The sequence below is a fragment of the Stenotrophomonas sp. genome, assembly GCF_032103445.1.
Taxonomy (GTDB): Bacteria; Pseudomonadota; Gammaproteobacteria; order Xanthomonadales; family Xanthomonadaceae; genus Stenotrophomonas.
Genome location: NZ_DAMDFR010000073.1, coordinates 1 through 22,920, shown reverse-complemented (window position 1 = coordinate 22,920; position 22,920 = coordinate 1). Strand labels below are relative to the sequence as shown.

The following is a 22,920-nucleotide window of genomic DNA, read 5'->3' as shown; positions in this document are numbered from 1 at the left end:
CACCGCGCTGCGCGGCCGCTGCGGTGCCGGCCTGGGCGGCGTCGGACGCGGGCAGCCCATGCCCCAGTCCATCAATCAGGGTGAAGGTCACCTGCTTTGCATCGGCGTGCAGGTGCCAGGCGTCACCGCACACCGGCTCGCCGTGCAGCGCCAGGCGCAGGGCACCGTAAGGCACATCCACGTCGCGCGCCGCGCGGCTGGCATAGATGCGTGCGACCATCACAGCGCCCTTGGTGTCTGCCCACACATCCAGCACTGTGGCCTGGCGCTGGATCGCGCCCATGCCCAGGCCCTGGGTGCCACCGGTGGAGTAGCCGTCCGGCATCGCCTGCGCCAGCGAAAAGCCTGGCCCGTTGTCCAGCGCCCACAGTTCCACGCCGAGGCCCCCGCGCCCGCAGGCAATGGACAGGTGCATGCGCCCGCCGCGACCGTGCTTGATCACGTTGGTGGCCATTTCGGTGGCGGCCAGCGCCACCCGGCCGGCGTCGATTTCGTCAAAGCCGATGTGGTGGGCCAGCGCCAGCGCTTCGCGTCGAGCCTGCCCCACCTGCGAGGCTTCCTCCACGGCCACGACCCGGGTTACGTGGCCGGAGAAGTTCAGATCCATTTGACGAGGGTGACCCGCGTGCCTTTGCCGGGCGCGCTCTCCAGTTCGAACACATCCACCAGACGGCGCGAGCCGGACAGGCCCAGGCCCATGCCGGTGCCCGAGGACCAGCCATCCGTCAGCGCCTGGGCCACATCGGGAATGCCGGGACCGTTGTCGCTGAACACCAGCCGCAGGCCGCGACGCAGGCCGTTTTCGACCACGTCCCAGGTCATCTCGCCACCGCCGCCATAGATGACGGCATTGCGCGCGAGCTCGCTGGCCGCGGTGACCAGTTTGGTCGTGTTGATCAGGCTCAGCTTGCAGGCCACGGCGACCCCACGCACGGTCTGGCGGGCCAGCACGACGTCCTGTTCCACGCGGATCGGTAGAGATCCACTGAGTGCGGTCATGGGGCCTCTGCGTTGTCGTTCTGACGCAGCAGGTGCATGCCCCGCTCGACGTTGAGCGCGGTGCGCACGCCATCGAGGGTGAGTCCCAGTTCAACCAGGGTGATCGCCACGGCGGGCTGCATGCCGACGACCACGGTGGTGGCGTCCATCAGCCGCCCCATGGTTGCGATGGTGGAGATCATGCGACCGATGAAGGAGTCGACGATGTCCAGCGCGGAAATGTCGATCAGCACGCCGTGCGCGCCGGTGCTTTGGATGCGCTCACTCAGGTCGTCCTGCAGGGTCAATGCCAGCTGGTCGTGCATGTCGACCTGGATGGTGACCAGCAGCAGTTTGCCCATCTGCAGAATGGGAATGCGTTCCATCTCAGCGCGCCGCCTGGGTCACGACCTGGCCGGTGCGCTTGAGCGCCAGCGCCAGCGCGTCGGCCAGGTTGGCCTTGGTGACGATGCCCTGCAGGTCCAGCCCCAGGTGCACGATGGTCTGGGCGATCTGCGGGCGCACGCCGCTGATGATGGCGTCGGCACCCATCAGGCGGATGGCGGTGACCGTCTTGAGCAGATGCTGGGCGACCAGGGTGTCAACGGTGGGCACACCGGTAATGTCAATGATGGCGATTTCCGACCCGGTATCGACAATGCGCTGCAGCAGCGATTCCATCACCACCTGGGTGCGCTGCGAATCCAGCGTGCCGATCATCGGCAGCGCCAGCACGCCGTCCCACAGCTTCACCACCGGGGTGGACAGTTCCAGCATTTCTTCCTGCTGGCGCTGGATCACGTCCTCGCGGGTCTTCTGGTAGACCTTGACGCTGTGCAGGCCCAGGGTGTCGATCACTTCGGTGATCGCCCACAGCTGGTTGCCCAGCAGCTTCGGATCATCGGCCAGGCCCTGCTGGACCAGCTCGAACAGCGGCCGCTTCAGCGAGAACAGGAAGCTGGCGGTTTCCGAGGAGCTGAAGCCCTTCAGCACGCGGTCGCGCGAGAGCTGTTCGAGGAAGCTGCGGGTTTCGGCCCATTCGCTGCTGCCGATGCCGGCGGCGCTGGACTGCGCCAGCGTGTCCAGGAACAGACGCCAGAACTCGCGCAGCTGGGTGTCCAGCTCGCGCGGCGAGATGCGCGCGTCCTGGGCACCTGTATTGTTCTCGGCCCACTGGGTGACCACCTGGTCCTGATGGGCACGGATGAGGTCGATGGTGCGCTGCTGCAAAGCCGCCATGGCGTGGTTCCTGCTTGAAGGGAGCCAACCCCGCCGGGCGGCGGGGTCAGGAGCGACCGAGCATAAATGAATTCAGGTAGAGGGAATCATCACACGGTCACCTGTCGGGCACGCCCTCACGCCATGGCTGAACTATTCAGACTCAACCACCGCCCAGGCGACGCGCCGGCACCCCTTCTGCGGTGATCTGGATGGGCAGGATGCGCCCTTGGTCGTCGAAGTACATGCGGTCGATGGCCGTCGCCCGATGGTGCCGACTGGTCTCGCCCAGCGGGCGGCGGTGGTAGACGATGTACCACTGGTCGTCGGGCGTGCGGATCAGCGAGTGGTGCCCTGCGCTGGTGGCGACCTTCGGGTCGGACTGCAGCACTTTGCCGATACGCTTGAACGGCCCCAGCGGTGATTCGGCGATGGCGTAGGCGACCGAGTAGTCCGGCTCGCCCCAACCGCCTTCGCTCCACATGTAGTAGTAGCGACCGTTGCGTTTGAACATCAGCGAGCCTTCCACGTACTCGGGAGCTGGCGTGATTTCCTTGTACAGCGTGCCGTCGGGCAGCGGCTCGATGCCGGTGAAGTCGGGCTTGAGCTTGACGAGGTTGGCGTGCTTCCAGCCGCCATAGATCATGTACCAGGTGCCGTCGTCGTCCTGGAACAGGGTCTGGTCGATGGGCTGGGCCCCGTTGTGGAACGTGCCGATGAGCGGCTTGCCGAGCAGGTCGCGGTACGGGCCCTCGGGCTTGTCGGCCACGGCCACGCCGATGCCGCCGACTTCGCTGTCGTTCTTGATGTCGTTGGCGGAGAAGAAGAAGTAGTACTTGCCGCCGTTCTCCACGACCGAGGGTGCCCACAGGGCTTCTTTGGCCCAGGTGATGGCTTCGATCTTCAGCACACCGGGGTGCTTGGTCCAGTTGACCAGATCCTTCGAAGAGAACGCGTCGAAGTAGCGCTGCTCCGCGTAGGGCTTGGAGGTGGTCGGGTAGATCCAGTAGGTATCGCCGAACACGGCCGCTTCCGGGTCCGCGTACCAGCCGGGAAGGATCGGGTTGCCGGACGTCGCCGGTTTGGCCGCGTGAGCTGCCTGCACGGCGAATGCGCCGAGTGAGATGACTGCCGCCAGTGCCAGTACTCGAATTCCACCCTGCCGCATGCGCTGTGCCCTCGTGCTGGTTGATTTCGCTCGATCTTAGATCGATTTAAATTAGCTTGCGGGTGCAGCGCAGCAAATGGACGGGCGTGACGAAGCAGGCGGGCAACGACCGCCCGCCTGTTCCGTCAGTGCCGCTTACTTCTGCTGCAGGAAGGCCAGCAGGTCGGCATTGACCCGATCCTTGTGGGTCTCGGTCAGGCCGTGCGGCGCACCCGGATAGACCAGCAGCTTCGCACCCGGCATCAGCTTGGCCGACATGCGGCCGGCCACATCAATCGGCACGATCTGGTCGTCGTCACCGTGGATGACCAGGGTGGGCACGTTGAACTTCTTCAGGTCGCCACGGAAGTCCGTTGCCGAGAATGCGGCAATCGAGTCGTAGGTGTTCTTGGCACCCGCCTGCATGCCCTGCGCCCACCACGCGTCCACCAGCGGCTGGGAGACCTTCGCCCCGGGGCGGTTGAAACCGTAGAACGGGCCCGACGCGATATCGCGGTACAGCTGCGCGCGGTTCTCCAGCTGGCCTTTGCGCAGGTCATCGAACACGGCGATCGGCACGCCGCCCGGATTGTCGGCGGTCTTCAGCATCAGCGGCGGCACGGCGCTGATCAGCACCGCCTTCCTCACCCGCCCGGTACCATGGCGGCCGATGTAGCGGGCGACTTCACCGCCGCCGGTGGAGAAGCCGACCAGGGTCACGTCGTGCAGGTCCAGCGTGTTGATCACCGTGGCCAGGTCATCGGCGTAGTGGTCCATGTCATTGCCGTCCCACGGCTGGCTGGAACGACCATGGCCGCGACGGTCGTGCGCGACCACGCGGTAGCCGTGGTCGGCCAGGAACATCATCTGCGATTCCCAGCTGTCCGAGTTCAGCGGCCAGCCGTGGCTGAAGGTCACCACCGGGCCGTTCTTCGGGCCCCAGTCCTTGTAGTACAGCTGCACGCCGTCGGCGGTGGTGATGGTGCTGGCGGTCTGGCTGATGGTGGTGGGGGTGGCGCGGGCAGCCGGCTCGGCGGCGCTGGCGGAGAGGCCGGCCTGGATGGAGAGGGCTAGTGCGGCGATTGCGACAGTGCGGGCGAGGGTGTTCACGGGGTAGCTCCTGTTGGGTGGTGGTGCGACAGGGGCTACTTTACGCGCATACACAGGACGCTCGGTCACATTTAGTCCAGGAAACTTGATACTGCGTACACGTATCCCTGCGGCCAGACCGACTACGTCAGATAACGCTTGTACTTATTTATGTACACATTTCGACAATGGATGCGTATAGTCGACCCATGAAGACAGTCTTGGACGTCCGGTTTTACCGGTCCGCCTCGGCAGACGAACCGGTAAGACGATGGCTCATGGAAGAGGTATCCGTCGACGCTCGTCGAGCAATCGGCAGTGATGTCAAAACCGTCCAGCTTGGCTGGCCCTTGGGTATGCCACTGGTGCGAAAGATGGATGACCGGCTCTGGGAAGTACGAAGCACAATCCCTGAAGGAACTGCACGAATTCTGTTCACCACCGTGTTGCGGGACATGGTGTTGCTGCACGGATTCGTAAAGAAGTCCCAGAAGACACCCAAAGTTGACCTTGAACTGGCCAAGAAGCGTAGAAATGAGGTGATCAAGTGAGCAAGAACAAGCATATCGGCTCGAGCTTTGACGAATTCCTGGACTCGGAAGCCCTTCTTGAAACATCTGCTGCTGTTGCCGTCAAACGCGTGATTGCCTGGCAGGTCGCAGAAGCAATGAAAGCGGCAAAGGTCAGCAAATCCGCACTCGCCAAGCGCATGCAGACCAGTCGATCACAGTTAGATCGAGTGCTGGATGAAACGGACACCGGGCTGACACTTGACACTTTAAGTCGTGTAGCAACCGCCTTGGGCTATAGGGTTCAAATTGATCTAGTCGCTCCAAAGGCACCAGCCAGGAAGACACGCAAAGAAGCAAGCGATTCTCACGCCTGAACCGCTGAGCCTTAGTTCGATGCGTTGCATTACTCGGACTCGACGGATGCAAGTGTGATGCTCATTCGAGGTGGCTCGAACTCAATGTCAGCCGCTCCAGGCATCACAAGCGATTCGGCGATGCAGCGTCGCGCAGCCTTCGAGCTACTGGTGCTCTGGCCGCCCAATTGCGCGCGTTCCTCCTTTCCACGGATCGCGTAACCAACCTCACTGGTCGTTGTCGTCTTCATGCATCCTCCACCCTGCTAGAGGGTAGGAAGCTCGACCTCGAAGTGACTTCCAGATTCGCATCAGACCAGTCGCTTGGGCTGGAAGCGTCAAGCGCGACGCTGCGGGCCGCTCTCGGTCTGCTTGTTGCGCTGTGGTGGGCCCACCAGGATTTGAACCTGGAACCAGTCCGGCTCAAAGCACCCGTCGCCCGCGAACAATGGGAGGCAAATCCGCACGGCCCTCGATTTGTTCCGGTGTCACCAAATCGGCGGGCCAATAGACTGGCCACTTCAAGAGTCGTGAGCACTGCGAGCGCCGCACTGCTTATGCGCCTTGGCTACAAACTGGACGGCCAGATCACCAAGGTCAGATGGCAGGCGTTGATCCTCCAGCTTTCCCGTGAAAACAGCGTTCAATAGAAGTCCCTTCAACATGGCCAGCAGCTGGCTGGTGATCGATTCGACACACTGCCCACAACCGATCTCGCCTTCGATCAACAGCTCGAAACGTCGAAACTGAAGCACTGCAAACGGTGGCTTTTCCCCATCCATGAACATCAGAGGTTCAGCCGCCAGTAGCGCAGACGAGAGTCGGGGTCTCTCCTGCAAGGACCGCACGGCTGCCTCACATGCGGACCTCAATGCGGTCCCATTGCCGTTCATCGCCACGGCTGACTCTATCGCATCCAGTGAATTCAGCACCTCCCTTTCGACAAGTGCCGTAATGATTGCGGACTTGTTAGGGAAGTACTGGTAGAGAGTGCCGGTACTGACTCCGGCCACCTCTGCGATCTCATTCGTAGTCAACCTTTCCAGATTGGCCGATTCAAGAATGCGAGCCGCAGCCTCCAAGATCGCCTGAACAGCTGCTCGCGAACGCCCCTGACTAGGGATTTTGCGGGGAGATGTGCGCACGTAGCCAGACGTCATCTTCATAGCCGTATACGAGTACCGCCATTGGAACAGGAATTTTATCCTGTCGACTTCTGTACACAAGCTGGGATCTCCCATGAAGCGGGAAGCTGCGACGCAATCAGAGTTCGGGTGGAGGCACTACCTTTTTGGTAGCAACATGGTGTCATTTCTTATCCACTTCGCTCTGATCAGCTTGCTCGTGTCCGGCGCTTTTGTCGCCCTAGTTCTGTACCTGGAAGGGCCATAAGGCCCGCCGATCATCCGCTACCCATGCGTAGCAGTCTCTCCGTAGCCTGATACGGCTCGCTGATGGTGTCCACCAACGTTGCAACCTGTCCGAATCCTTGGTGGCGCGGGAGGAATGGGAGTCTCAGCGGCGCGCGTAGGCACCACGCGGAATGTAGGCTCCAAGTAGGCACCAAACAGAAAGGCACCGAGTACCGGTGCCTTTTTCATGCCGTAAACCATTGCTTTCATTGGTGGGCCCACCAGGATTCGAACCTGGAACCAAAGGATTATGAGTCCTCTGCTCTAACCGTTGAGCTATAGGCCCTTGCAGCGTGAAAGTGTAGTGGAGACAGGCCCAATGCCGCCACTGGATCTAACGTCAAGCGGTGCGTCAGCCGAACCGGCGCCCCATGTCCCGGACCCGCTCTGCGTTCTCTCCGGCCACCTGCGTCAGCACCCTGGACCGCAACAGCCCAGACTCGGCAACCCGCTCCCAGAAGTTCACGGCCAACGGTACCGCCCATTGCAGGTGAGCAAGTTGTCCGGAGCGCTGCGGCGCAATCTGTGCGATTGGGGTTGTCGCTCGCAGCACACCAGTACGCGAAGGAGCCAGCGACATCGGCAGCATGTCGTAGGCCGGTGCCAGCGGTAGCGGGCCGTGGTCAACCAAGTGGAAGCCGATGTTGCCCTGATGCATGTCGGTGTTCCCGATCAGCCGACCGAAGGCATGCAGCCGCGCCATGGCGATAGCGGTGTCCCGGCTGATCCATCGCAGCGCCAGCAGCTGCTCGCCCGCCTCGTCCCAGCCGGCGTTGTCACCGACGAATGCGGAAGACAGGGCCAACAGCGACACGAATCCGCGCCGTCCGAGCGTGTCCGGCGAACGGTCAAACCGCTTCACCTCGAGGAAGGTGTGGCTGTTGGTCTGGATCAGCGACGATTCTGCCGCGGATACGCCGGCCTCGTGCAGAACCTCCAGCGCCAGATGCTCGCAGACCAACAGGTCCGCCCACCGTTCGGCAGCCTCCCCCGCTCCGGGCAAGGCGAACTTCACCAGCGCGGCGTAGCGGCCGCCACCATGTTCAACCGTCGCGGTGAACTTGGGTTGTTCGCCACCGGGCGAGGAGCCCACGTCTTCCCCTTCCAGCGCAGCGGTTGCCCACTCGGGGTATCGTTGTTCGCGCTCGTCGCGACGAACGCGGTCCGGCGGAGCATCCATCGTCGCGAGGGCGGACGCGACGACGTCGCCCCCCAGCAGCAGATCACCGACTTCGGTACCACCTGCGCGCACCAACGCCTGAAGTGTGTCGCCAAGCTGCCAGCGATTGATGTCCTCAGGAAGACCAAGCTCACGTCCGCGCCGATGGGCGAACGTTCTTCCCAGGAACCCCTGGGGCCTCAGGTCATCCAGATACCAAGGCAGTCCCGGGAAGTAACCCGTGATGTCGCCCTCGGGTGGGCGAACAAGATTCGGACGATCCCCTTCTGTCTGGACGTAGAAGGTGTCGCCGCTCAGTGCCATTACCTGCCCCAGCTCTTCCAGGCTTCCATCTTCGCGCATGCGGAAAAGGGGCCATTCGCTGCCAGCCGGGGTGGCCTGGCGTTGGACATAGGCAGTCGCCCGGGTCCGACCCAGCCGCACGACCCTACCCCCTGCGTCGGCCACCAGCCGGCCCAAGGTCGGGCGGGTGATCCCAAGAACATCCAAAAGGTCGGCTGCCGGCACCACCTGCCCGGGGGGCAGGCGTTCCAGTAGGTCTTGGACCAGATGCGTGCGGGGACGGGACATGCGCCGATATAGTTACGAATTAATTTACGTATTTTTGCCACATGAAGCGGCGGCGCGCAAGCAATCCGGTGAAGCAACCCCATGATTTTTGTAGGCCCGGACGGGTTCATGCCCTAATTAAATTACGAATTATTTTACGAAAAAAAAGAAAAACCCCGCCGAAGCGGGGTTTTTCCTTCACCACACACCCACCGGAATCAATCGATATCCAGGAAGCTGCGCAGCTGTTCCGAGCGGCTCGGGTGACGCAGCTTGCGCAGGGCCTTGGCTTCGATCTGGCGGATGCGCTCGCGGGTGACGTCGAACTGCTTGCCCACTTCCTCAAGGGTGTGGTCGGTGTTCATGTCGATGCCGAAGCGCATGCGCAGCACCTTGGCTTCCCTCGGGGTGAGGCCAGCCAGCACGTCACGCACGGTTTCCGACAGGTTGATGTTGGTGGTGTTCTCGATCGGGGACTCCACATTGGTGTCCTCGATGAAGTCGCCCAGATGGGAATCCTCGTCGTCGCCGATCGGGGTTTCCATCGAGATCGGCTCCTTGGCGATCTTCATCACCTTGCGGATCTTGTCTTCCGGCATGTCCATTTCCTTGGCCAGCTCCTCCGGCGTGGCCTCGCGGCCGTACTGCTGGAGCATCTGGCGGGAAATGCGGTTCAACTTGTTGATCGTTTCGATCATGTGCACCGGAATACGGATGGTGCGCGCCTGATCGGCGATCGAACGGGTAATGGCCTGGCGGATCCACCAGGTGGCATAGGTCGAGAACTTGTAGCCGCGGCGGTACTCGAACTTGTCCACGGCCTTCATCAGGCCGATGTTGCCTTCCTGGATCAGGTCGAGGAACTGCAGACCACGGTTGGTGTACTTCTTGGCGATGGAGATGACCAGGCGCAGGTTGGCCTCGACCATTTCCTTCTTGGCCTTGCGTGCCTTGGCTTCGCCATAGGCCATCGCACGGCTGATTTCCTTCAGCTCTTCCAGCTCCAGCGAGGTGCTCTTCTCGATGTCGATGGTGGCCTGCTGTTCGGCAATGATCTGGTCCTTGACGTCACGCAGGGCCGACGACCACTTCTGCTTGCGCTTCAGTGCGTCTTCCACCCACTCCAGGTTGGTCTGGTTGCCTTCCCAGGAACGGATGAAGTCCTTGCGCGGCATGCGCGCGGTCACCGTGGCCAGGTTCAGCACGCGGCGCTCGTGGCCCTTGATGTCGGCCATGACGTCGCGCAGCTGCTTCACCAGCACGTCGGTCAGCGGCAGCGGCAGCTTCAGGGTGACGAAAACGGCGGCCATCTCGTCGCGCAGCTTGGCCAGCGGCTTGCGGTCGGCCTTGGTCGACGCCTTCTTGAAGGCGGCGTAGGCAGCGCCCAGCTCGGCCATGCGGCGGGCGACTTCTTCGGGATCCGGGCCGGTCGGGCCGGTGTCCTCGTCGCCGCCGACGTCATCGTCGTCCTCGTCCTCGTCGCCTTCGGCGTCGCTGTCGTCACCGCTGGTGTCTTCAGCCACGGCCGGAGCCGGTTCTTCTTCGACCAGGTCGTTGAAGCCGACGATCACTTCGGCCAGGCGCTTCTTGCCTTCCTTGTGGGCTTCGTAATCGGCCAGCAGGGTTTCCACCGACACCGGGAAGGTGCCGAGGGCCGCCTGGACCTGGCCCAGGCCTTCTTCGATGCGCTTGGCGATGGCGATTTCGCCTTCGCGGGTCAGCAGCTCGACGGTACCCATTTCGCGCATGTACATGCGCACCGGGTCGGTGGTGCGGCCACCTTCGGTGTCGAGCGCGCTCAGCGCGGCAGCGGCTTCTTCAGCGGCGGTGTCATCCACCTCGCGGTTGCCGGTGTTGCCGTCGTTGAGCAGCAGGGTTTCAGCATCGGGCGCGACTTCATGGACATCAATGCCCATGCCGTTGATCATGCCGATGATGTCTTCAATCTGTTCCGGGTCGACAATGTCGTCCGGCAGGTGGTCATTGACTTCGGCGTAGGTCAGGTAGCCCTGTTCCAGGCCCTTGCTGATCAGAAGCTTGATGTCGTTTTGCTGGGCAGGACGTTCGTTGGCCATGTAGTGCTCGCGCCACCGGCTGGGAGAGAGGAATAGAACCTAGCATTATACCAGCCCAGACCCCTGCCTGCCCGGGCGGTGGTCCCGGGGGCTACGGTCTGAGCAGGAAGGTCACCGGTCCATCGTTGACCAGGCTGACTACCATATGGGCACCAAAGCGCCCCGTTTCCACCCCTGAAGCGTGCTTTTGTCGGCAGATTTCCACCAATCGGTTGAATCCACGTTCAGCCTCGGCCGGCGGAGCCGCCGTGCTGAACCCTGGCCGCGTGCCGCTGCGGGTGTCGGCCGCCAGCGTGAACTGGCTCACCAGCAGCAGTCCGCCCCCTGTATCCCCCAATGAGCGGTTCATTTTTCCGTCCTCATCGGCAAACACACGGTAACCAAGGAGGCGATCGGCCATGCGGGTGATCTGGGCCTCGGTGTCGCCCGGCTCCATGCCCACCAGGGCCAGCAGGCCCGGGCCGATCTGGCCGACCACGGCGTCGTCGACGGTGACGCTGGCCTGGGTGACGCGCTGGATGAGGACAAGCATGGCGGGCTTCTGCATCAGGGGGGGCCGCCTACCTTAGTAGCTGCCAGCCGCCTCGCCCAGCCCGGCTGTCGCCTTCAGCGGCTAGACTCTGCCCCGATGAAACCGCAAACCACCGCCCGCCTGGCCTACCGTGCCGCCGCCCTGTTCACCCGCCTGCCCTGGTCCTGGCTGCGCGCCTTCGCCCATGCGCTGGCCTGGCTGTGGATCCGCCTGAACGCCCGCGAGAGCCGGGTCCCCCGCCGCAACCTGGAGCTGGCCTACCCGGAACTGGGCGAGGCCGAGCGCAGCGTGCTGCACCGCGACCTGCTGCGCTCGACCGCGCTGCAGGCGGTGGAAACCCTGCGGCTGTGGACCCGGCCGCGCGAGCAGAACCTGGCGCTGCTGCGCGAGCGTCACGGCGAGGCGCTTTACGACGCGGCCCTGGCCAGCGGCAAGGGCGTGATCGTGGCGGCCCCGCACTACGGCAACTGGGAGCTGCTGAACCAGTGGCTGGCCTCGCGCGGGCCAATCGCCATTGTCTACAAGGCTCCGGAAGAAGCGGTGGGCGATGCCTTCCTGCAACTGGTCCGTGGCGGCAGCAACGTGCAGCAGGTGCGTGCCGAAGGCCCGGCGGTGCGGCAGCTGTTCAAGGTGCTCAAGGACGGCGGGGCCACCGGCATCCTGCCCGACCAGCAGCCCAAGGCCGGCGACGGGGTGTTCGCGCCGTTCTTCGGGGTGGAGGCGCTGACCATGACCCTGGTCAACCGGCTGGCCGAGCGCACCGGGGCCACCGTGCTGTACGGCTGGTGCGAGCGCATCGGCCCGGACATGCAGTTCGCCCTGCACATCGAGCCGGCGGCCCCCGGCGTGGCCGACCCGGACCCGCGCACCGCCGCCAGCGTGCTCAACGCCGGGATCGAGCGGATCGCCCGCCGCGATCCCGCCCAGTACCAGTGGACCTACAAGCGCTACACCCTGCGCCCGCCGGAGTCCGGCGAGGTCGACCCGTATGCCACCGAGCAGCATCCGCACTGAGCGCGACACTGTGTCACGCCGCATTTGATTGAATCGGGGCGATCCGGCCCCACTGTGAACACCACGATGTCCCCCACGGCCCCCGTCATGTCTTCAGCTGCTTCTTCTCCCTTTGGCGACCCCTCGGCGATCCGCTGCGAGCGCGCGGTGGCCGAACTGCGCGCCGGTCGCCCGGTGGTGATCGACGACAGCCAAGGCCAGCGGCTGGCGTTCATTGCATTGGACAGCAGCACCCGCAGCAGCTTCCGTACCTTTGCCGACGTGGCCGCCGGGCAGCACTACCTGTTCCTCACCGCCACCCGCGCGCGGGTGCTGGGCGTGCAGGCCGAACACGGCGCGCGCGTGCCGCTGGCCGGGGTCGAGTTCGATGCCCTGCCCTCGCTGAGCTACCTGCGCGAAGCCGTGCCGATGCCGGCCGGCTGGAGCGCCGGTCAGGCGCTGGATGCCGGTGCGGTGGAAGTGGCCCGACTGGGCCTGCTGCTGCCGGCCATGGTCGGCGTGCTGCTGGCCCCGGGCGACACCCGTTTTGACAGCTGCGCGCAGGTGTCGCTGTGCGACCTGCAGCAGGGGGCCGAACAGGCCGCGCATGCCTACGAACTGGTGGCGCGCTCGCCGGTGCCGCTGCGCGAAGTGGGCATGACCGAGTTCGCGGTGTTCCGCGGTGGGGTGGCCCAGCGCGACCAGGTCGCGATCATCGTCGGCACGCCGGATTTCAATGCGGTGGTGCCGGTGCGGGTGCACTCCTCGTGCCTCACCGGCGACCTGTTCGGCTCACTCAAGTGCGACTGCGGCGACCAGCTGCGGCGCGGGCTGCGCAAGCTCAAGGAGCTGGGCGGCGGCATCCTGCTGTACCTGGACCAGGAAGGTCGCGGCACCGGTATTGCCGCCAAGATGCGCGCCTACGGCTACCAGCACGACGGCCTGGACACCATCGACGCCGACGCCCAGCTCGGCTTCGGTGCTGACGAACGCCGCTACGGCAGCGCCGTGGCCATGCTGCAGGGCCTGGGGGTGAGCCGCGTGCAGCTGCTCAGCAACAACCCGACCAAGGCCCAGCGCTTGCGCCATGCCGGGATCGACGTGGTGGAGTGCGTGCCGGTGACCGGCGACATCACCGTCGAAAACGAGCACTACCTGCGCACCAAGGCTGAGCGTGCCGGCCACCTGCTGGATGTGGACGCGCTGATCCAGGCCGCGCAATAGCACGGCGCAACCTGCTACCGTCTGCGCCACGGGTGCGGCACTGCTTTCCACCGGGCCCGGCCTGATCCATCTGCTGCCGAGCTCCGCCGTGATCGACGACGTCTCCACCGCCCCGCCCCTTCCCGCTGCGCCTGAACTGCCGCCCGCGCTGCCGCCGGATGCCGGCTGGCAACGCCTGCCGCTGCGCGCGGCCAGCATGGCCGCCGTGGGCAGCGGCATCACCGCCCTGGTGATGGTCGGCGGAGCCCTGGGCGTGCCCTGGGTGATGCTGCGCCTGCCCCTGCCCGGCTGGGCGGTGATCGCCATCGTGGCGGTTGCGGTGGTGCTCGGAGCCGGCCTCGGCTTCCGTCGCCAGCGTCGTACCTGGTGGCGGCTGGATGCACAGGGCCTGGGCGTGCGCCGCGACCTGATGTGGCAGCTGGACACCCGGGTTCCCCTTTCGCGCGTACAGCACCTGGACCTGCGCCGGGGACCGATCGAGCGTGCCGCGCAGCTGGCCACCCTGGTGGTGCACACCGCCGGCAGCCGTTTCAGTGCGGTGACCCTGAGCGGGCTGGACCACGCCGATGCCGAGCGCCTGCGCGACACCCTCGGCCGCCAGCTGGACCAGGACGACGACGCCCTGTGAGCACCCTGCCCCAGGACACCGCGCCGCCGGTGGCACCGGCACCGGCTCCAGACCAGCGCCTGCATCCCTGGTCCTGGCTGTTCGTGATGCTGATGCAGCTGCGCCAGTTCCTGCTGCCGCTGGTGGCGCTGCTGGTGTTCGGCGGGCGCGGCGACCGCGATGAGATGTGGACCTACCTGACCACGCTGATCGTGATCGCGGTACTGGTCGGGATCTCGATCCTGCAGTACCTGACCTACCGCTACCACATCGGCCACGACGCAATCAGCGTGCGCAGCGGGATCATCGCGCGCAACCGTCGCGAGATTCCGTTCGCGCGCATCCACAACGTGGTGGTCCACCAGAATCCGCTGCACCGCCTGTTCGGGGTGGCCGAGCTGCGTCTGGAATCGGCCGGCGGGCACCGCCCGGAAGCGGAAATGCGCGTGCTCAAACTGTCCCAGGCGCTGGCGCTGGAACAGCTGGTGCGGCAGCGCGGACAGCAACCGCCACCGTTGCCCGGTGCAGACGATGCAGCGGCTGAGCCGCATTCCAGCGCACCGACTGCACCCCCGACCGCGGTGCTGCTGCAGCTGGGCAATCGCGACGTGCTGCGGATCGGGCTGCTGTCCAACCGTGGCTGGGTGGCGGTGCTGGCCGCCTGGGGTGCTTCCTACCAGTTCTTCCCGCGCGGCTACGTCAGCGATGCGGTGGAACACCATGGCCGCGAGGTGTTCGGCTATGCCAGTCACCTGCATCCGGCCACCTGGGTCTGGGTGGTGGCCGCCGTGTTCACCGTGGGTGGGTTCTGGTTATTGCTGCGCCTGCTGTCTGTGGTGCTGGCGCTGCTGCGTTACCACGGCTTCCAGCTCACCGAGCAGGAGCGCAGGCTCACGGTGACGAGCGGGCTGCTGACCCGCATGCGCACCAGCGTGGCACGCCGGCGCATCCAGGCCTGGACGCTGCGCGAAACCGCGCTGCAGCGCTGGGTGGGCCGCCGTCAGCTGCGCATCGACAATGCGGCCGGGGTGGGATCGGACGATGACGGCCGCGACCTGCGCGAGCTGGCTCCGCTGGCCACACCCGCCGCCTGCGACGACCTGCTGCGCCATCTGCTGCCCCGGCTTCAATGGCCGCCGCCGCGCTGGCAGGGCGTGGCACGAAAGGGCTGGTGGCGGCTGTGCCTGCCGGCGCTGGTGGTCGTGCCGCTACTGACGGTGGGCGCTGTGTTCGAGGTCGGGCCCTGGGGCGCGGTGTTGCTGGCCTGGCTGCCGTGGTCGGCGTTCCGTGCCTCGCGCGAGATCGCGCGCATGGGGTATTACCTGGACGGGGATTATGTGGCCGTGAGAGGCGGCTGGTGGACGCGCTGGTGGCGACTGGCCGAGCTGGACAAGCTGCAGTCGCTGCGGTTGTCGCGCTCGCCGTTGGATCGACTGATGGGAACGGCGAGTGTGTGGCTGGATACGGCGGGTGCGGGTGGGAGTATTGCGTTGCGGTTGCGGTTTTTGCCGGAGGGCGAGGCGCGTGAGGTGCTGGAGAGATTGAACGGGGCGTTGGCGCGGCGGCGGTTGCGGTGATGCGCGTGTGGCGGGCAATACGGCTTGACGCGCATGGCGCGTCACTACGCGCCCTGTAGCGACGCGCCATGCGCGTCGTGCAGCGGCTCAGCGCCGTGAAGGCCCCCAGTAACCGAGATCCTTGCGGATCTGCAGCCCGCGCGTCCACGCCCCGAACGGCTTGCGCTTGAGCGTCCCCAGCTTGCCGGCCAGGAAATCCTCGGTGGCGGCCATCACCCGCTCGCTGGAACGCCCGTCGCGGTACGGATGGATGTCATCGGCATAACGCCGGATCTCGGCCATCAGCGCCGGTTCCGGGTCCAGCGCGCGCGCCAGCATTGCCGGCAGCGCCTCGGGCGCGTCGAAATCGATCATGTGTGGCTGCGGCACGCGGTTGCGGAAGGTCACCACCGGTTTGTGCTGCACCACGAACTCGGACACGATCGAGGAGGTGTCCGACACCAGCACGTCGGCGGCGCGCTGGGCGGCCATCACCTGCTCGGGCTCGATGAAGGCGGCGTTGGCTCCAGCCAGTGCGCGGTACTGCACGAACAGTTCCTCGCTGCACTTCGGGTGCAGGGTCAGCAGCCAGTAGCGGTCACCACGGGCGATGTCCGCGGCGATCTGCGCATGCAGGTGCGGTGCGGCACTCAGGCGTTCGGTGAAGGTGGAGCCGAACAGGATCACCGGCCGCCCGGCTGCCGGCGCGCGCAACGCCGCGCTGGCCCCGCCATCGTCGCGGAACAGCGGGTCCAGCTTCGGCCAACCGGTCTGGGCCACCGCAAAGTGCCCCTCGCGGGCGGCCAGCTCCTGGAACGGCGCGGTGGTGGCCGGCCCCTGGGTGCAGTAAAGGTCGAACAGGCCGCGCACGCGGAAATGACCGCGCGCGCTGTCGCGCTTCTGCACATTGAAGCCATGGAACACCTGCACCTTGGCCCCGGCAATGAACGGCGGCACCCAGTTGGCGGCACTGAACACCGCCCGCGGACGCAGCGCCAGCGCCTGCTTCAGGCCCACATTGGGCACGCCAGGCAGCTGTGCGCCGGCCGCGCCGTCCTCGAACCAGGCCGACACCGATTGCCCGGACGCGTGCAACGCCTGCGCCAGTGGGGCGAGAATAGGCAGCGCATAGCGCTCCGTCGCAAACAGCAGGTACTCAGCCATCATGTCCTCCACGACCGCTCCCACTGAACGGCCTCGCATCTCCGCCTGCATTATCGCGTTCAATGAAGCCGACCGCATCGGTGACTGCCTGGCCTCGCTGGCCTTCTGCGACGAGATCATCGTGGTCGACTCGCATTCGACCGACGCCACCGTGGCCATCGCCAGCGCTGCGGGTGCACGGGTACTGCAGCGGGCATTCGACGGCTTCCGCAGCCAGAAGGCGTTCTGTGTCGAGCAGGCACAGCACGACTGGGTGCTGTGCCTGGACGCCGACGAGCGCGTCAGCCCGGCGCTGCGCGAGTCCATCCTGGCCGCCCAGGCCAGTGGCTTCGGCGGCCAGCACGGCTACCGCTTTGCGCGCCTGTCGGAGTACTTCGGCAAATTCCTGCGTCACGGCAACGCCTATCCCGACCGCGTGCTGCGCCTGTTCGATCGCCGCCATGGCGGCTGGCGCGGCACCCGTGAGATCCATGAAGCGGCCAGCGTGGACGGCAGCGTGGGCCTGCTGCAGGGCGACCTGATCCACTATCCGTACCGCTCGCTGGAGCAGCAGCTCAGCAAGACCCAGCGTTATGCGCGGATGATGGCGGAACATGAGTTCGCGCGCGGCAAGCGCGCCACGCTGGCCAAGCTGGTGCTGGCCCCGGCATGGCGGTTCTGGCGCGGGTTGCTGTTCCGTGGCGGCTTCCGCGATGGCTGGCATGGGCTGGTCTACGCCTACGTGCGCGCCAACTATGTGCGGCAGAAGACCATCATGTTGTGGATGCTGCAGAACGGGCAGCCGGTGAGCGATCCGCCGCGCCGCACTGACGCCAGCTGAATGCGTCTGTGGCAGACTGCCCGGGCGTTCCTGCCAGGCCCCCCATGAAGATTCTCTATACCAATTTCCATTCCGGCGATGGCGGTGGTCACACCACCTACCTGGCCTCGCTGGCCCGTGCGCTGTCCGGTCGCCACCAACTGTTCATGGCGGCTCCTGGCAACAGCCGGGTGATCCGGGTGATGCGCAGCGAAGGCATTGCCGAGCCGGTGGAGATCGCCTTCAGCAGCGGATTGAGCACGCTGGGCCAGCAATGGGCCGACCTGCGCCGGCTGCGCGGGTTGATCGAGCACCACCAGATCGACATCGTGCACGCCAATGGCGCACGCGACCACCGGGTGGCGATGGAGGCGGTGGCAGGACTACACCACCGGCCAAAACTGGTGTTCACCAAGCACAACAGCAAGTCGGCCAATACCTTTGGCAACGCCATGCGCGCACGCTGGGGCACCGACCGCGTCATCGCGGTGTCGGCGCACACCCGGCAGATGCTGCTGGACAGTCCGTACCGGCGCTGCCCGATCGACGTGATCCGCAACGGGGTCGACCTGACCCGCTTTGCACCTGCCGACCCGGCCGAGGCGGCGGCCCTGCGCGCGCGCTGGACCACCGACCCGGACGCGCTGGTGCTGGTCAGCAATGCCGGCACCGACAATCACAAGGGATGGATCGACCTGGTCCGGGCCATGGCCACCCTGCCCGAGCCGCTGCGCGGCAAGGTACACGTGGCCGTTGCCGGGCGCACGCCGGATCCGAAGGCGGTGGCCGAAGTGGACCGTCTGGGCCTGGCGCAGCAGGTGCATTTTGCAGGGCTGCTGGAGGACATCCGACCGTTCGTGGCCAGCGGCGATGCCGGTTTCGTGCTGTCCTACGACATTGAAACGATCTCTTTCGCCTGCCGCGAAATGATGGCGATGGGCAAACCGGTGATGGTCAGCGACTACGCCGGCCTGCCGGAGAACATCGAGCAGGGGCAGAACGGCTGGATCGTGCCGGTGCGCGACGTGGCGGCCATTGCGGCGCAGGTCAGTGCGCTGTACGAGCAGCGCGCAGAGTTGCCGCAGTTGGGGGTTGCCGCGCGGGAGCATGCGCTGCGGCATTTCGGGTTGGATACGTTCAGTGAGTTGACCGAAGCCAGTTACGCGGCGGTGCTGGAGGGGCGCTGATTTCAGCGGGACGCGGAATCGCGCAGCCGCAGCGGGTCCGACAGCGCCAGGAACAACGCCATCCAGGTCGCGTAGAACGAGGCGCTGCGCATGTCGCGGAACATCATCTCGGTCAGGCCGAACACCACGTAGCCGACGCAGATCATCAGGCCCGCGCCGGCGAACAGGCGCGTGGTGCGGTCGGTCATCGACAGCCGCAGGCGGCGCGCGAACACCCAGCCGGGGGCGAAGTACAGCAGCAGCAGGCCCAACCCGCCCAGCACCCCGTAGGTGGCCAGGAAGTACAGCAGGTCGTTGTGGGTCTCGCCGAAGTCGCGAGCGACCATCGGCGTGACCTGGCCTTCGGTGGCCAGTTGCGCCAGCTCCTCGCGGAAGCGGTCGCCACCGCCCACGCCGAACACCGGCTCGCTATGGATCATGTGCCCTGCCGCGCGCCACAACTGCAGCCGGATGCAGACCGAGGTGTCAGCCAGGTGCGCGACCTGGCACTGGTCGAACTCGCTGACGCCCAGCTCGATGCGCTCGCGCATCGAGGCGTCGCTGGCCACGATCGCACCGGCGGTGCCCAGCAGCACGACCGAAGCCAGCACCTTGAGCCGGTTCATGCGCCGACCCTGGATCAGCAGCCCGACGAACAGGAAGAACGGAATGGCCAGCAGCCCGCCGCGGGTCTGGGTGGCCACGAAGCCGGCCACGCCGGCGATGCCGGTGATGAGCTTGAAGGCAAACTCGGTGCGGCGGAACCGGGTGATGCGAACCCCCATCATCACGAACGCCAGCACCGAGAACAGCAGGGTCAGGTCGCCGTAAGTCACTGTATTGAACTGGGTGGTGGCCGGGCGCGCACCATCGGATTTCAGCACCAGCCAGCCCAGATTGAGCACCGCGTACCAGATGCCCAGCATCAGCCCGAACACGGCATGGGCCAGCACCGGACGTGGAATGCGCAGGGCGGCTGCCAGTATCAGGCCGACGCTGAAGAAGCGCACCGCCTTTTCAACTTCCGAGCCCTTCCATAGCCCATGCACCAGCAGGCTGGTCAGCACGCCGACCAGCATCACCCCCATGGCCGCCACCATCCACACATACTCGCGGCGGTTGTCGCACCAGCGCTGACCAGCCTGCGACGGACGCACCACCGCCAGCACGATCATGCTCAGCAGCACCAGCAGGTAGTACCCCGCACTGCCGCCGTCGGTGGTCGACATCAGCAGCACCGGCGTAACGCCCAATGCCAGCGTGAATGCCCATGCCAGAACAGGTGGGATGCCGGCAGTAGGGGAAAGCGGGTGGGTCACGTTCAGAGCGGCTCAGGCTGCAGAGGGACGGAAGGAATCGTCAAGCGGCACGCATTGTGGCCGAACGAAAGGTAATGATCCATGAGCCTGCGATTACTCGTCATTGTCATACCTGGACTGTTCACGGCGGATACGCACCAGTTCGGCCGCGCTGGGCCGGCACTCGCCGGAGAACGCCCGTGCCGGCACCAGCCACCAGCCACGACGGTTGGCCACGCCGACATGTTCAGCCTGCTGCCGGTCCACGCAGTTGAGCATCACCGGGTCCTGCACCAGCAGCCAGCGCCGCCCGGGGGCCTGCGCCTGCCACTCACGCCCGTCCTGCAGCTGGCGGTACCAGCGTTGCTTGAAGCCGAAGGTGGCCACCTCACGGTCCGCCATGAGCAGGTTCTGCTCCTTCCAGCCGACCAGGCCGAGCTCCGCGTCCGGGCCAATCCGGCGGCCGGCATCCAGCATCAGGCCGCGCGCTGAACTGGAATCGTTGAACAGCGGGTAGCCCACCAGTCCGTAGGTCACCCAGGCCATGGCCAGGGTGGACACCACCGCCAGATGGAAACGCCGACGCCCGCTGAACACCAGACTGACCATCGCCCAGCTGCCCAGCGCAATGCCTACCCAGCCCAACGCGGCGGTGACGGAGCGGTCAATGCCGCGCTCGATGATCAGCTTCTGCTCGAAGGCGGGCTCGCCGCCCAGCATGGCCACGCCCGCCGCCAGCAACAGACCTCCCAGCAGGGCGGTGAACCCACCCAGCACCCATTGCACGTCGCGCCGGCGCAGCAGCCCGGGCAGCAGCGGGGCCAGCGCCAGACAGAACATCGGCAGCGCCGGCAGGATGTAGACATCGCGCTTGCCGTGCGGGATGGAGAAGAACAGCACGATCAGCAGCCACCAGCCGAGCAGCAGCAGATAGCGCGGATCACGCCGGCGCAGCCGCCTCCACCAGGCCGGCACCGCCCACGGCACCAGCAGGAAGGCCGGGATCCACATCGAGGGCATGGTGGCCAGGAAGTACCACCATGGCTGGTGATGGTCCCACGACTGCGCGTAGCGCTTGGCGGTCTGCCGGAACAGGATGTCGTTCATGTACGCGTGGTACTCGGCCGACCCGGTGGCCAGGGCGGTGGCCACCATCGGTACCAGCCAGAGCAGGATCGCCGCCACGAACGCCAGCGGAGCCACCCACAGCCGCCAGCCATGCGAATGCAGGCGGATGCGCGGCCACTGCAGCCAGCCGGCCACAAACGCCGGCACCAGCATGAACAGCGCCAGCACGCCGACGCCCTTGGTGATCACCCCCAACCCGGCGGCAAACCAGCCCAGCCACCACCAGCGCCAGGCAGGCCCGCACAGCAGGTGGCGCAGCAGGCCGTAGTTGGCCAAGGTGACGAAGAACACCACCAGCGGGTCGATCTGCGCCTTTTTGGCCTGGAAGGTGAAGTGCACCGCAAACAGCAGCGCCCAGGCCGCATACAACCCCACCTTGCGGGTCCACAGACGTCGGCCCAGGTCGTACACGCACGCCAGGGTTCCCAGTGCAGCCAGCAGTGATGGCAGCAGGAAGGCCAGTCGCCAGTCACCCAGCAGGGTGTAGAACGCGGCCTGCAGCCACATCAGCATCGGCGGCTTGTCCGAATAGAGCTCGGTGCCGCGGTGCGGGAACAGCCAGTCCCCGCTCATCACCATCTGCTTGGCCACCAGGGTGAACCGTGGTTCGTCGGACGGCCACGGGTCACGCAGCCCCAATCCGGCCCCCAGCACCAGCAGGGCCATCACAGCAAGCAACCAGAACTCTCGGGACGCGCGTGTTTTCAGCATGATCGCGAGTGTACCGGGATGCGATCAGCCCTTTCTCAGCAACCGCGCATAAAAGAAACCATCGCCGCCGTTTTCGCCGGGAAGCCGTTGCCGTCCTGCCCAGCAGTCGTGGCCAAACGACTCACCCAGCGGCAGGAAACCGGCGCGTGGCGTGCGCTGCAGGAAGGATTCGATCTGGAACTGGTTTTCTTCGCGCAGGATCGAACATGTCGCGTACAGCATGGTGCCGCCGGGTGCGAGCATGCCGAAGCACGCGTCCAGCAGGCGCGCCTGCAGCGCAACCAGTGCCTCGATGTCAGCCGGCCGCCGGTGCAGCAGCACATCGGGTTGGCGACGGATGATGCCGGTCGCCGAGCACGGCGCATCCAGCAGGATCGCGTCGAACGGCTGCCCGTCCCACCAGCTGTCCGGTGCGCTGGCGTCGGCGGCGCGGATCTGCGCATCAGCCCCTACCCCGGTGCGCGCGAAGGTCTCCCCGATGCGCTTGAGCCGGCGCGCGTCGATGTCCAGCGCCAGCAGCTGCAGGGTCGGGTCGCGCTCAAGCAGATGCGCGGATTTGCCGCCCGGCGCGGCGCAGGCGTCCAGCACCCGCGCACCCTTGCGCAGCGACAACGCGTCGGCCACCTGCTGCGCCGACAGGTCCTGCACCGACAACGCGCCCTGTGCGAACCCCGGCAGCGATGCCACCGGCACCGGCTGCGGCAGGCAGATCGCATCGGCCGCCAGGGCCGACGGTTCGGCCGCGATGCCGGCCTCCTGCAACTGCGTCAGTACGGTGGCGCGATCGGTCTGCTGCCCGTTCACCCGCAACCACAGCGGGGCCGGCTGCAGGCTGGCCTCGAACACCGCCGAGGCCTGCTCGGGCCAGTCCAGCTCGATCTTTTTTGCCAGCCAGTTCGGGAACGCGGCGCGCGCGGGCTGATCGGCGAATCCATCGCGCTGTGCCCGGCGCAGCAGCGCGTTGACCATGCCGGCCTGGCGCTCGAAACCCAGCGCGCGTGCAGCGTCCACCGTGGCAGACAAGGCCGCGTGGGCGGGAAGTTCCAAGGCGTCCAGCTGGGCAAACCCGACCTGCAGCAACGCGCGCAGTTCGGCATCGCGCGCGCCCAGCGGGCGCTGCATCCAGGCCGCCAACGCGGCGTCGTACGCCGCACGTCGGCGCAGTACGGCAAAGCACAGCGCCTCCAGCAGCGCGCGGTCGCGGGCATCATCCAGCTGCGGCAATGCCG

The 22,920-nt window shown here is 65.9% G+C and carries 22 protein-coding genes and 1 tRNA gene; 8 read left to right on the top strand and 15 right to left on the bottom strand.

Annotated features, from left to right (window positions below):
- The 6 genes from RT551_RS18445 to RT551_RS18420 form a co-directional block, all read right to left on the bottom strand.
- The coding region (locus tag RT551_RS18445; protein ID WP_313461197.1) for an ATP-binding protein at positions 1–607 on the bottom strand (607 nt) is incomplete at its 3' end.
- Positions 598–999, bottom strand: a complete 402-nt coding sequence (locus RT551_RS18440; protein ID WP_313461196.1) for an anti-sigma regulatory factor — start codon at positions 997–999, stop codon at positions 598–600. The genes RT551_RS18445 and RT551_RS18440, both read right to left, overlap by 10 nt.
- A complete protein-coding gene (locus RT551_RS18435) occupies positions 996–1,364 on the bottom strand; it encodes an STAS domain-containing protein (protein ID WP_313461194.1) in 369 nt (122 codons plus the stop codon). The genes RT551_RS18440 and RT551_RS18435 overlap by 4 nt, the downstream gene beginning before the upstream one ends.
- Position 1,365: 1 nt before the next feature.
- A complete protein-coding gene (locus RT551_RS18430) occupies positions 1,366–2,217 on the bottom strand; it encodes an STAS domain-containing protein (RefSeq protein WP_313461192.1) in 852 nt (283 codons plus the stop codon).
- Positions 2,218–2,359: 142 nt separating this feature from the next.
- Positions 2,360–3,364, bottom strand: coding sequence for a glycoside hydrolase family 43 protein (locus RT551_RS18425; protein WP_313461190.1), 1,005 nt, complete (start codon positions 3,362–3,364; stop codon positions 2,360–2,362).
- A gap of 135 nt (positions 3,365–3,499) precedes the next feature.
- Positions 3,500–4,453 (bottom strand): alpha/beta hydrolase, encoded by a 954-nt coding sequence (locus RT551_RS18420; RefSeq protein WP_313461188.1) that lies wholly within the window; start codon positions 4,451–4,453, stop codon positions 3,500–3,502.
- Positions 4,454–4,710: 257 nt separating this feature from the next.
- On the opposite strand from RT551_RS18420, the gene RT551_RS18415 reads away from it, so the two are divergent.
- Positions 4,711–4,983, top strand: coding sequence for a type II toxin-antitoxin system RelE/ParE family toxin (locus tag RT551_RS18415; RefSeq protein ID WP_313461186.1), 273 nt, complete (start codon positions 4,711–4,713; stop codon positions 4,981–4,983).
- Complete coding sequence (locus tag RT551_RS18410) at positions 4,980–5,318, top strand: helix-turn-helix transcriptional regulator (RefSeq protein WP_313461184.1); 339 nt, start codon at positions 4,980–4,982, stop codon at positions 5,316–5,318. Before RT551_RS18415 ends, RT551_RS18410 begins: the two co-directional genes overlap by 4 nt.
- A gap of 500 nt (positions 5,319–5,818) precedes the next feature.
- Here the strand turns inward: RT551_RS18410 and RT551_RS18405 are convergent, their stop codons facing one another.
- From RT551_RS18405 to dtd, 5 genes are all read right to left on the bottom strand, one after another.
- On the bottom strand, positions 5,819–6,463 hold the full coding sequence (locus RT551_RS18405) for a TetR/AcrR family transcriptional regulator (protein WP_313461182.1): 645 nt from the start codon (positions 6,461–6,463) through the stop codon (positions 5,819–5,821).
- Between the two features lie 456 nt (positions 6,464–6,919).
- A tRNA-Ile gene (locus RT551_RS18400) sits at positions 6,920–6,995 on the bottom strand.
- Positions 6,996–7,061: 66 nt separating this feature from the next.
- Complete coding sequence (gene yjjJ, locus RT551_RS18395) at positions 7,062–8,459, bottom strand: type II toxin-antitoxin system HipA family toxin YjjJ (protein ID WP_313461180.1); 1,398 nt, start codon at positions 8,457–8,459, stop codon at positions 7,062–7,064.
- A gap of 197 nt (positions 8,460–8,656) precedes the next feature.
- Entirely contained in the window at positions 8,657–10,513 is a 1,857-nt protein-coding gene (gene rpoD / locus RT551_RS18390; RefSeq protein ID WP_313461178.1) for an RNA polymerase sigma factor RpoD, read from the bottom strand.
- A gap of 91 nt (positions 10,514–10,604) precedes the next feature.
- Entirely contained in the window at positions 10,605–11,045 is a 441-nt protein-coding gene (dtd, locus tag RT551_RS18385) for a D-aminoacyl-tRNA deacylase (protein ID WP_313461176.1), read from the bottom strand.
- Between the two features lie 96 nt (positions 11,046–11,141).
- Here dtd and RT551_RS18380 point away from each other — a divergent pair, with 96 nt between their 5' ends.
- From RT551_RS18380 to RT551_RS18365, 4 genes are all read left to right on the top strand, one after another.
- Positions 11,142–12,059, top strand: coding sequence for a lauroyl acyltransferase (locus RT551_RS18380; protein WP_313461174.1), 918 nt, complete (start codon positions 11,142–11,144; stop codon positions 12,057–12,059).
- A gap of 87 nt (positions 12,060–12,146) precedes the next feature.
- Positions 12,147–13,262: a GTP cyclohydrolase II RibA gene (ribA, locus tag RT551_RS18375; protein ID WP_313461172.1), complete on the top strand. Its 1,116-nt coding sequence runs from the start codon at positions 12,147–12,149 to the stop codon at positions 13,260–13,262.
- 136 nt (positions 13,263–13,398) lie between these two features.
- Positions 13,399–13,890 (top strand): PH domain-containing protein, encoded by a 492-nt coding sequence (locus RT551_RS18370; RefSeq protein ID WP_313461201.1) that lies wholly within the window; start codon positions 13,399–13,401, stop codon positions 13,888–13,890.
- 5 nt (positions 13,891–13,895) lie between these two features.
- Positions 13,896–15,446 carry a PH domain-containing protein gene (locus RT551_RS18365; protein WP_313461199.1) on the top strand — a complete coding sequence of 517 codons (1,551 nt, stop codon included), beginning with the start codon at positions 13,896–13,898 and terminating at the stop codon, positions 15,444–15,446.
- An 87-nt stretch (positions 15,447–15,533) separates the two neighbouring features.
- On the opposite strand, the gene RT551_RS18360 is transcribed toward RT551_RS18365, so the two are convergent.
- Positions 15,534–16,592 carry a CDP-glycerol glycerophosphotransferase family protein gene (locus RT551_RS18360; protein ID WP_313461170.1) on the bottom strand — a complete coding sequence of 353 codons (1,059 nt, stop codon included), beginning with the start codon at positions 16,590–16,592 and terminating at the stop codon, positions 15,534–15,536.
- Here RT551_RS18360 and RT551_RS18355 point away from each other — a divergent pair.
- Both RT551_RS18355 and RT551_RS18350 read left to right on the top strand, forming a co-directional pair.
- On the top strand, positions 16,591–17,409 hold the full coding sequence (locus RT551_RS18355) for a glycosyltransferase family 2 protein (RefSeq protein ID WP_313461168.1): 819 nt from the start codon (positions 16,591–16,593) through the stop codon (positions 17,407–17,409). The two genes, RT551_RS18360 and RT551_RS18355, sit on opposite strands and share 2 nt — an antisense overlap.
- Positions 17,410–17,453: 44 nt before the next feature.
- Positions 17,454–18,575 carry a glycosyltransferase gene (locus RT551_RS18350; protein ID WP_313461166.1) on the top strand — a complete coding sequence of 374 codons (1,122 nt, stop codon included), beginning with the start codon at positions 17,454–17,456 and terminating at the stop codon, positions 18,573–18,575.
- Between the two features lie 2 nt (positions 18,576–18,577).
- Here the strand turns inward: RT551_RS18350 and RT551_RS18345 are convergent, their stop codons facing one another.
- The 3 genes from RT551_RS18345 to rsmB all read right to left on the bottom strand — a co-directional run.
- On the bottom strand, positions 18,578–19,783 hold the full coding sequence (locus RT551_RS18345) for an O-antigen ligase family protein (protein ID WP_313461164.1): 1,206 nt from the start codon (positions 19,781–19,783) through the stop codon (positions 18,578–18,580).
- 183 nt (positions 19,784–19,966) lie between these two features.
- Positions 19,967–21,691 (bottom strand): glycosyltransferase family 39 protein, encoded by a 1,725-nt coding sequence (locus RT551_RS18340; RefSeq protein ID WP_313461162.1) that lies wholly within the window; start codon positions 21,689–21,691, stop codon positions 19,967–19,969.
- Positions 21,692–21,715: 24 nt separating this feature from the next.
- On the bottom strand, positions 21,716–22,920 hold a 1,205-nt coding region (gene rsmB / locus RT551_RS18335), incomplete at its 5' end, for a 16S rRNA (cytosine(967)-C(5))-methyltransferase RsmB (protein WP_313461160.1).

Coding starts and splice junctions, on each gene's coding strand:
- RT551_RS18440 (WP_313461196.1), bottom strand. CDS start 999: ATGACCGCACTCAGTGGATCTCTACCGATCCGCGTGGAACAGGACGTC.
- RT551_RS18435 (WP_313461194.1), bottom strand. CDS start 1,364: ATGGAACGCATTCCCATTCTGCAGATGGGCAAACTGCTGCTGGTCACC.
- RT551_RS18430 (WP_313461192.1), bottom strand. CDS start 2,217: ATGGCGGCTTTGCAGCAGCGCACCATCGACCTCATCCGTGCCCATCAG.
- RT551_RS18425 (WP_313461190.1), bottom strand. CDS start 3,364: ATGCGGCAGGGTGGAATTCGAGTACTGGCACTGGCGGCAGTCATCTCA.
- RT551_RS18415 (WP_313461186.1), top strand. CDS start 4,711: ATGGAAGAGGTATCCGTCGACGCTCGTCGAGCAATCGGCAGTGATGTC.
- RT551_RS18405 (WP_313461182.1), bottom strand. CDS start 6,463: ATGAAGATGACGTCTGGCTACGTGCGCACATCTCCCCGCAAAATCCCT.
- yjjJ (WP_313461180.1), bottom strand. CDS start 8,459: ATGTCCCGTCCCCGCACGCATCTGGTCCAAGACCTACTGGAACGCCTG.
- rpoD (WP_313461178.1), bottom strand. CDS start 10,513: ATGGCCAACGAACGTCCTGCCCAGCAAAACGACATCAAGCTTCTGATC.
- dtd (WP_313461176.1), bottom strand. CDS start 11,045: ATGCTTGTCCTCATCCAGCGCGTCACCCAGGCCAGCGTCACCGTCGAC.
- RT551_RS18380 (WP_313461174.1), top strand. CDS start 11,142: ATGAAACCGCAAACCACCGCCCGCCTGGCCTACCGTGCCGCCGCCCTG.
- ribA (WP_313461172.1), top strand. CDS start 12,147: ATGTCTTCAGCTGCTTCTTCTCCCTTTGGCGACCCCTCGGCGATCCGC.
- RT551_RS18355 (WP_313461168.1), top strand. CDS start 16,591: ATGTCCTCCACGACCGCTCCCACTGAACGGCCTCGCATCTCCGCCTGC.
- RT551_RS18360 (WP_313461170.1), bottom strand. CDS start 16,592: ATGATGGCTGAGTACCTGCTGTTTGCGACGGAGCGCTATGCGCTGCCT.
- RT551_RS18350 (WP_313461166.1), top strand. CDS start 17,454: ATGAAGATTCTCTATACCAATTTCCATTCCGGCGATGGCGGTGGTCAC.
- RT551_RS18345 (WP_313461164.1), bottom strand. CDS start 19,783: ATGTCGACCACCGACGGCGGCAGTGCGGGGTACTACCTGCTGGTGCTG.
- RT551_RS18340 (WP_313461162.1), bottom strand. CDS start 21,691: ATGCTGAAAACACGCGCGTCCCGAGAGTTCTGGTTGCTTGCTGTGATG.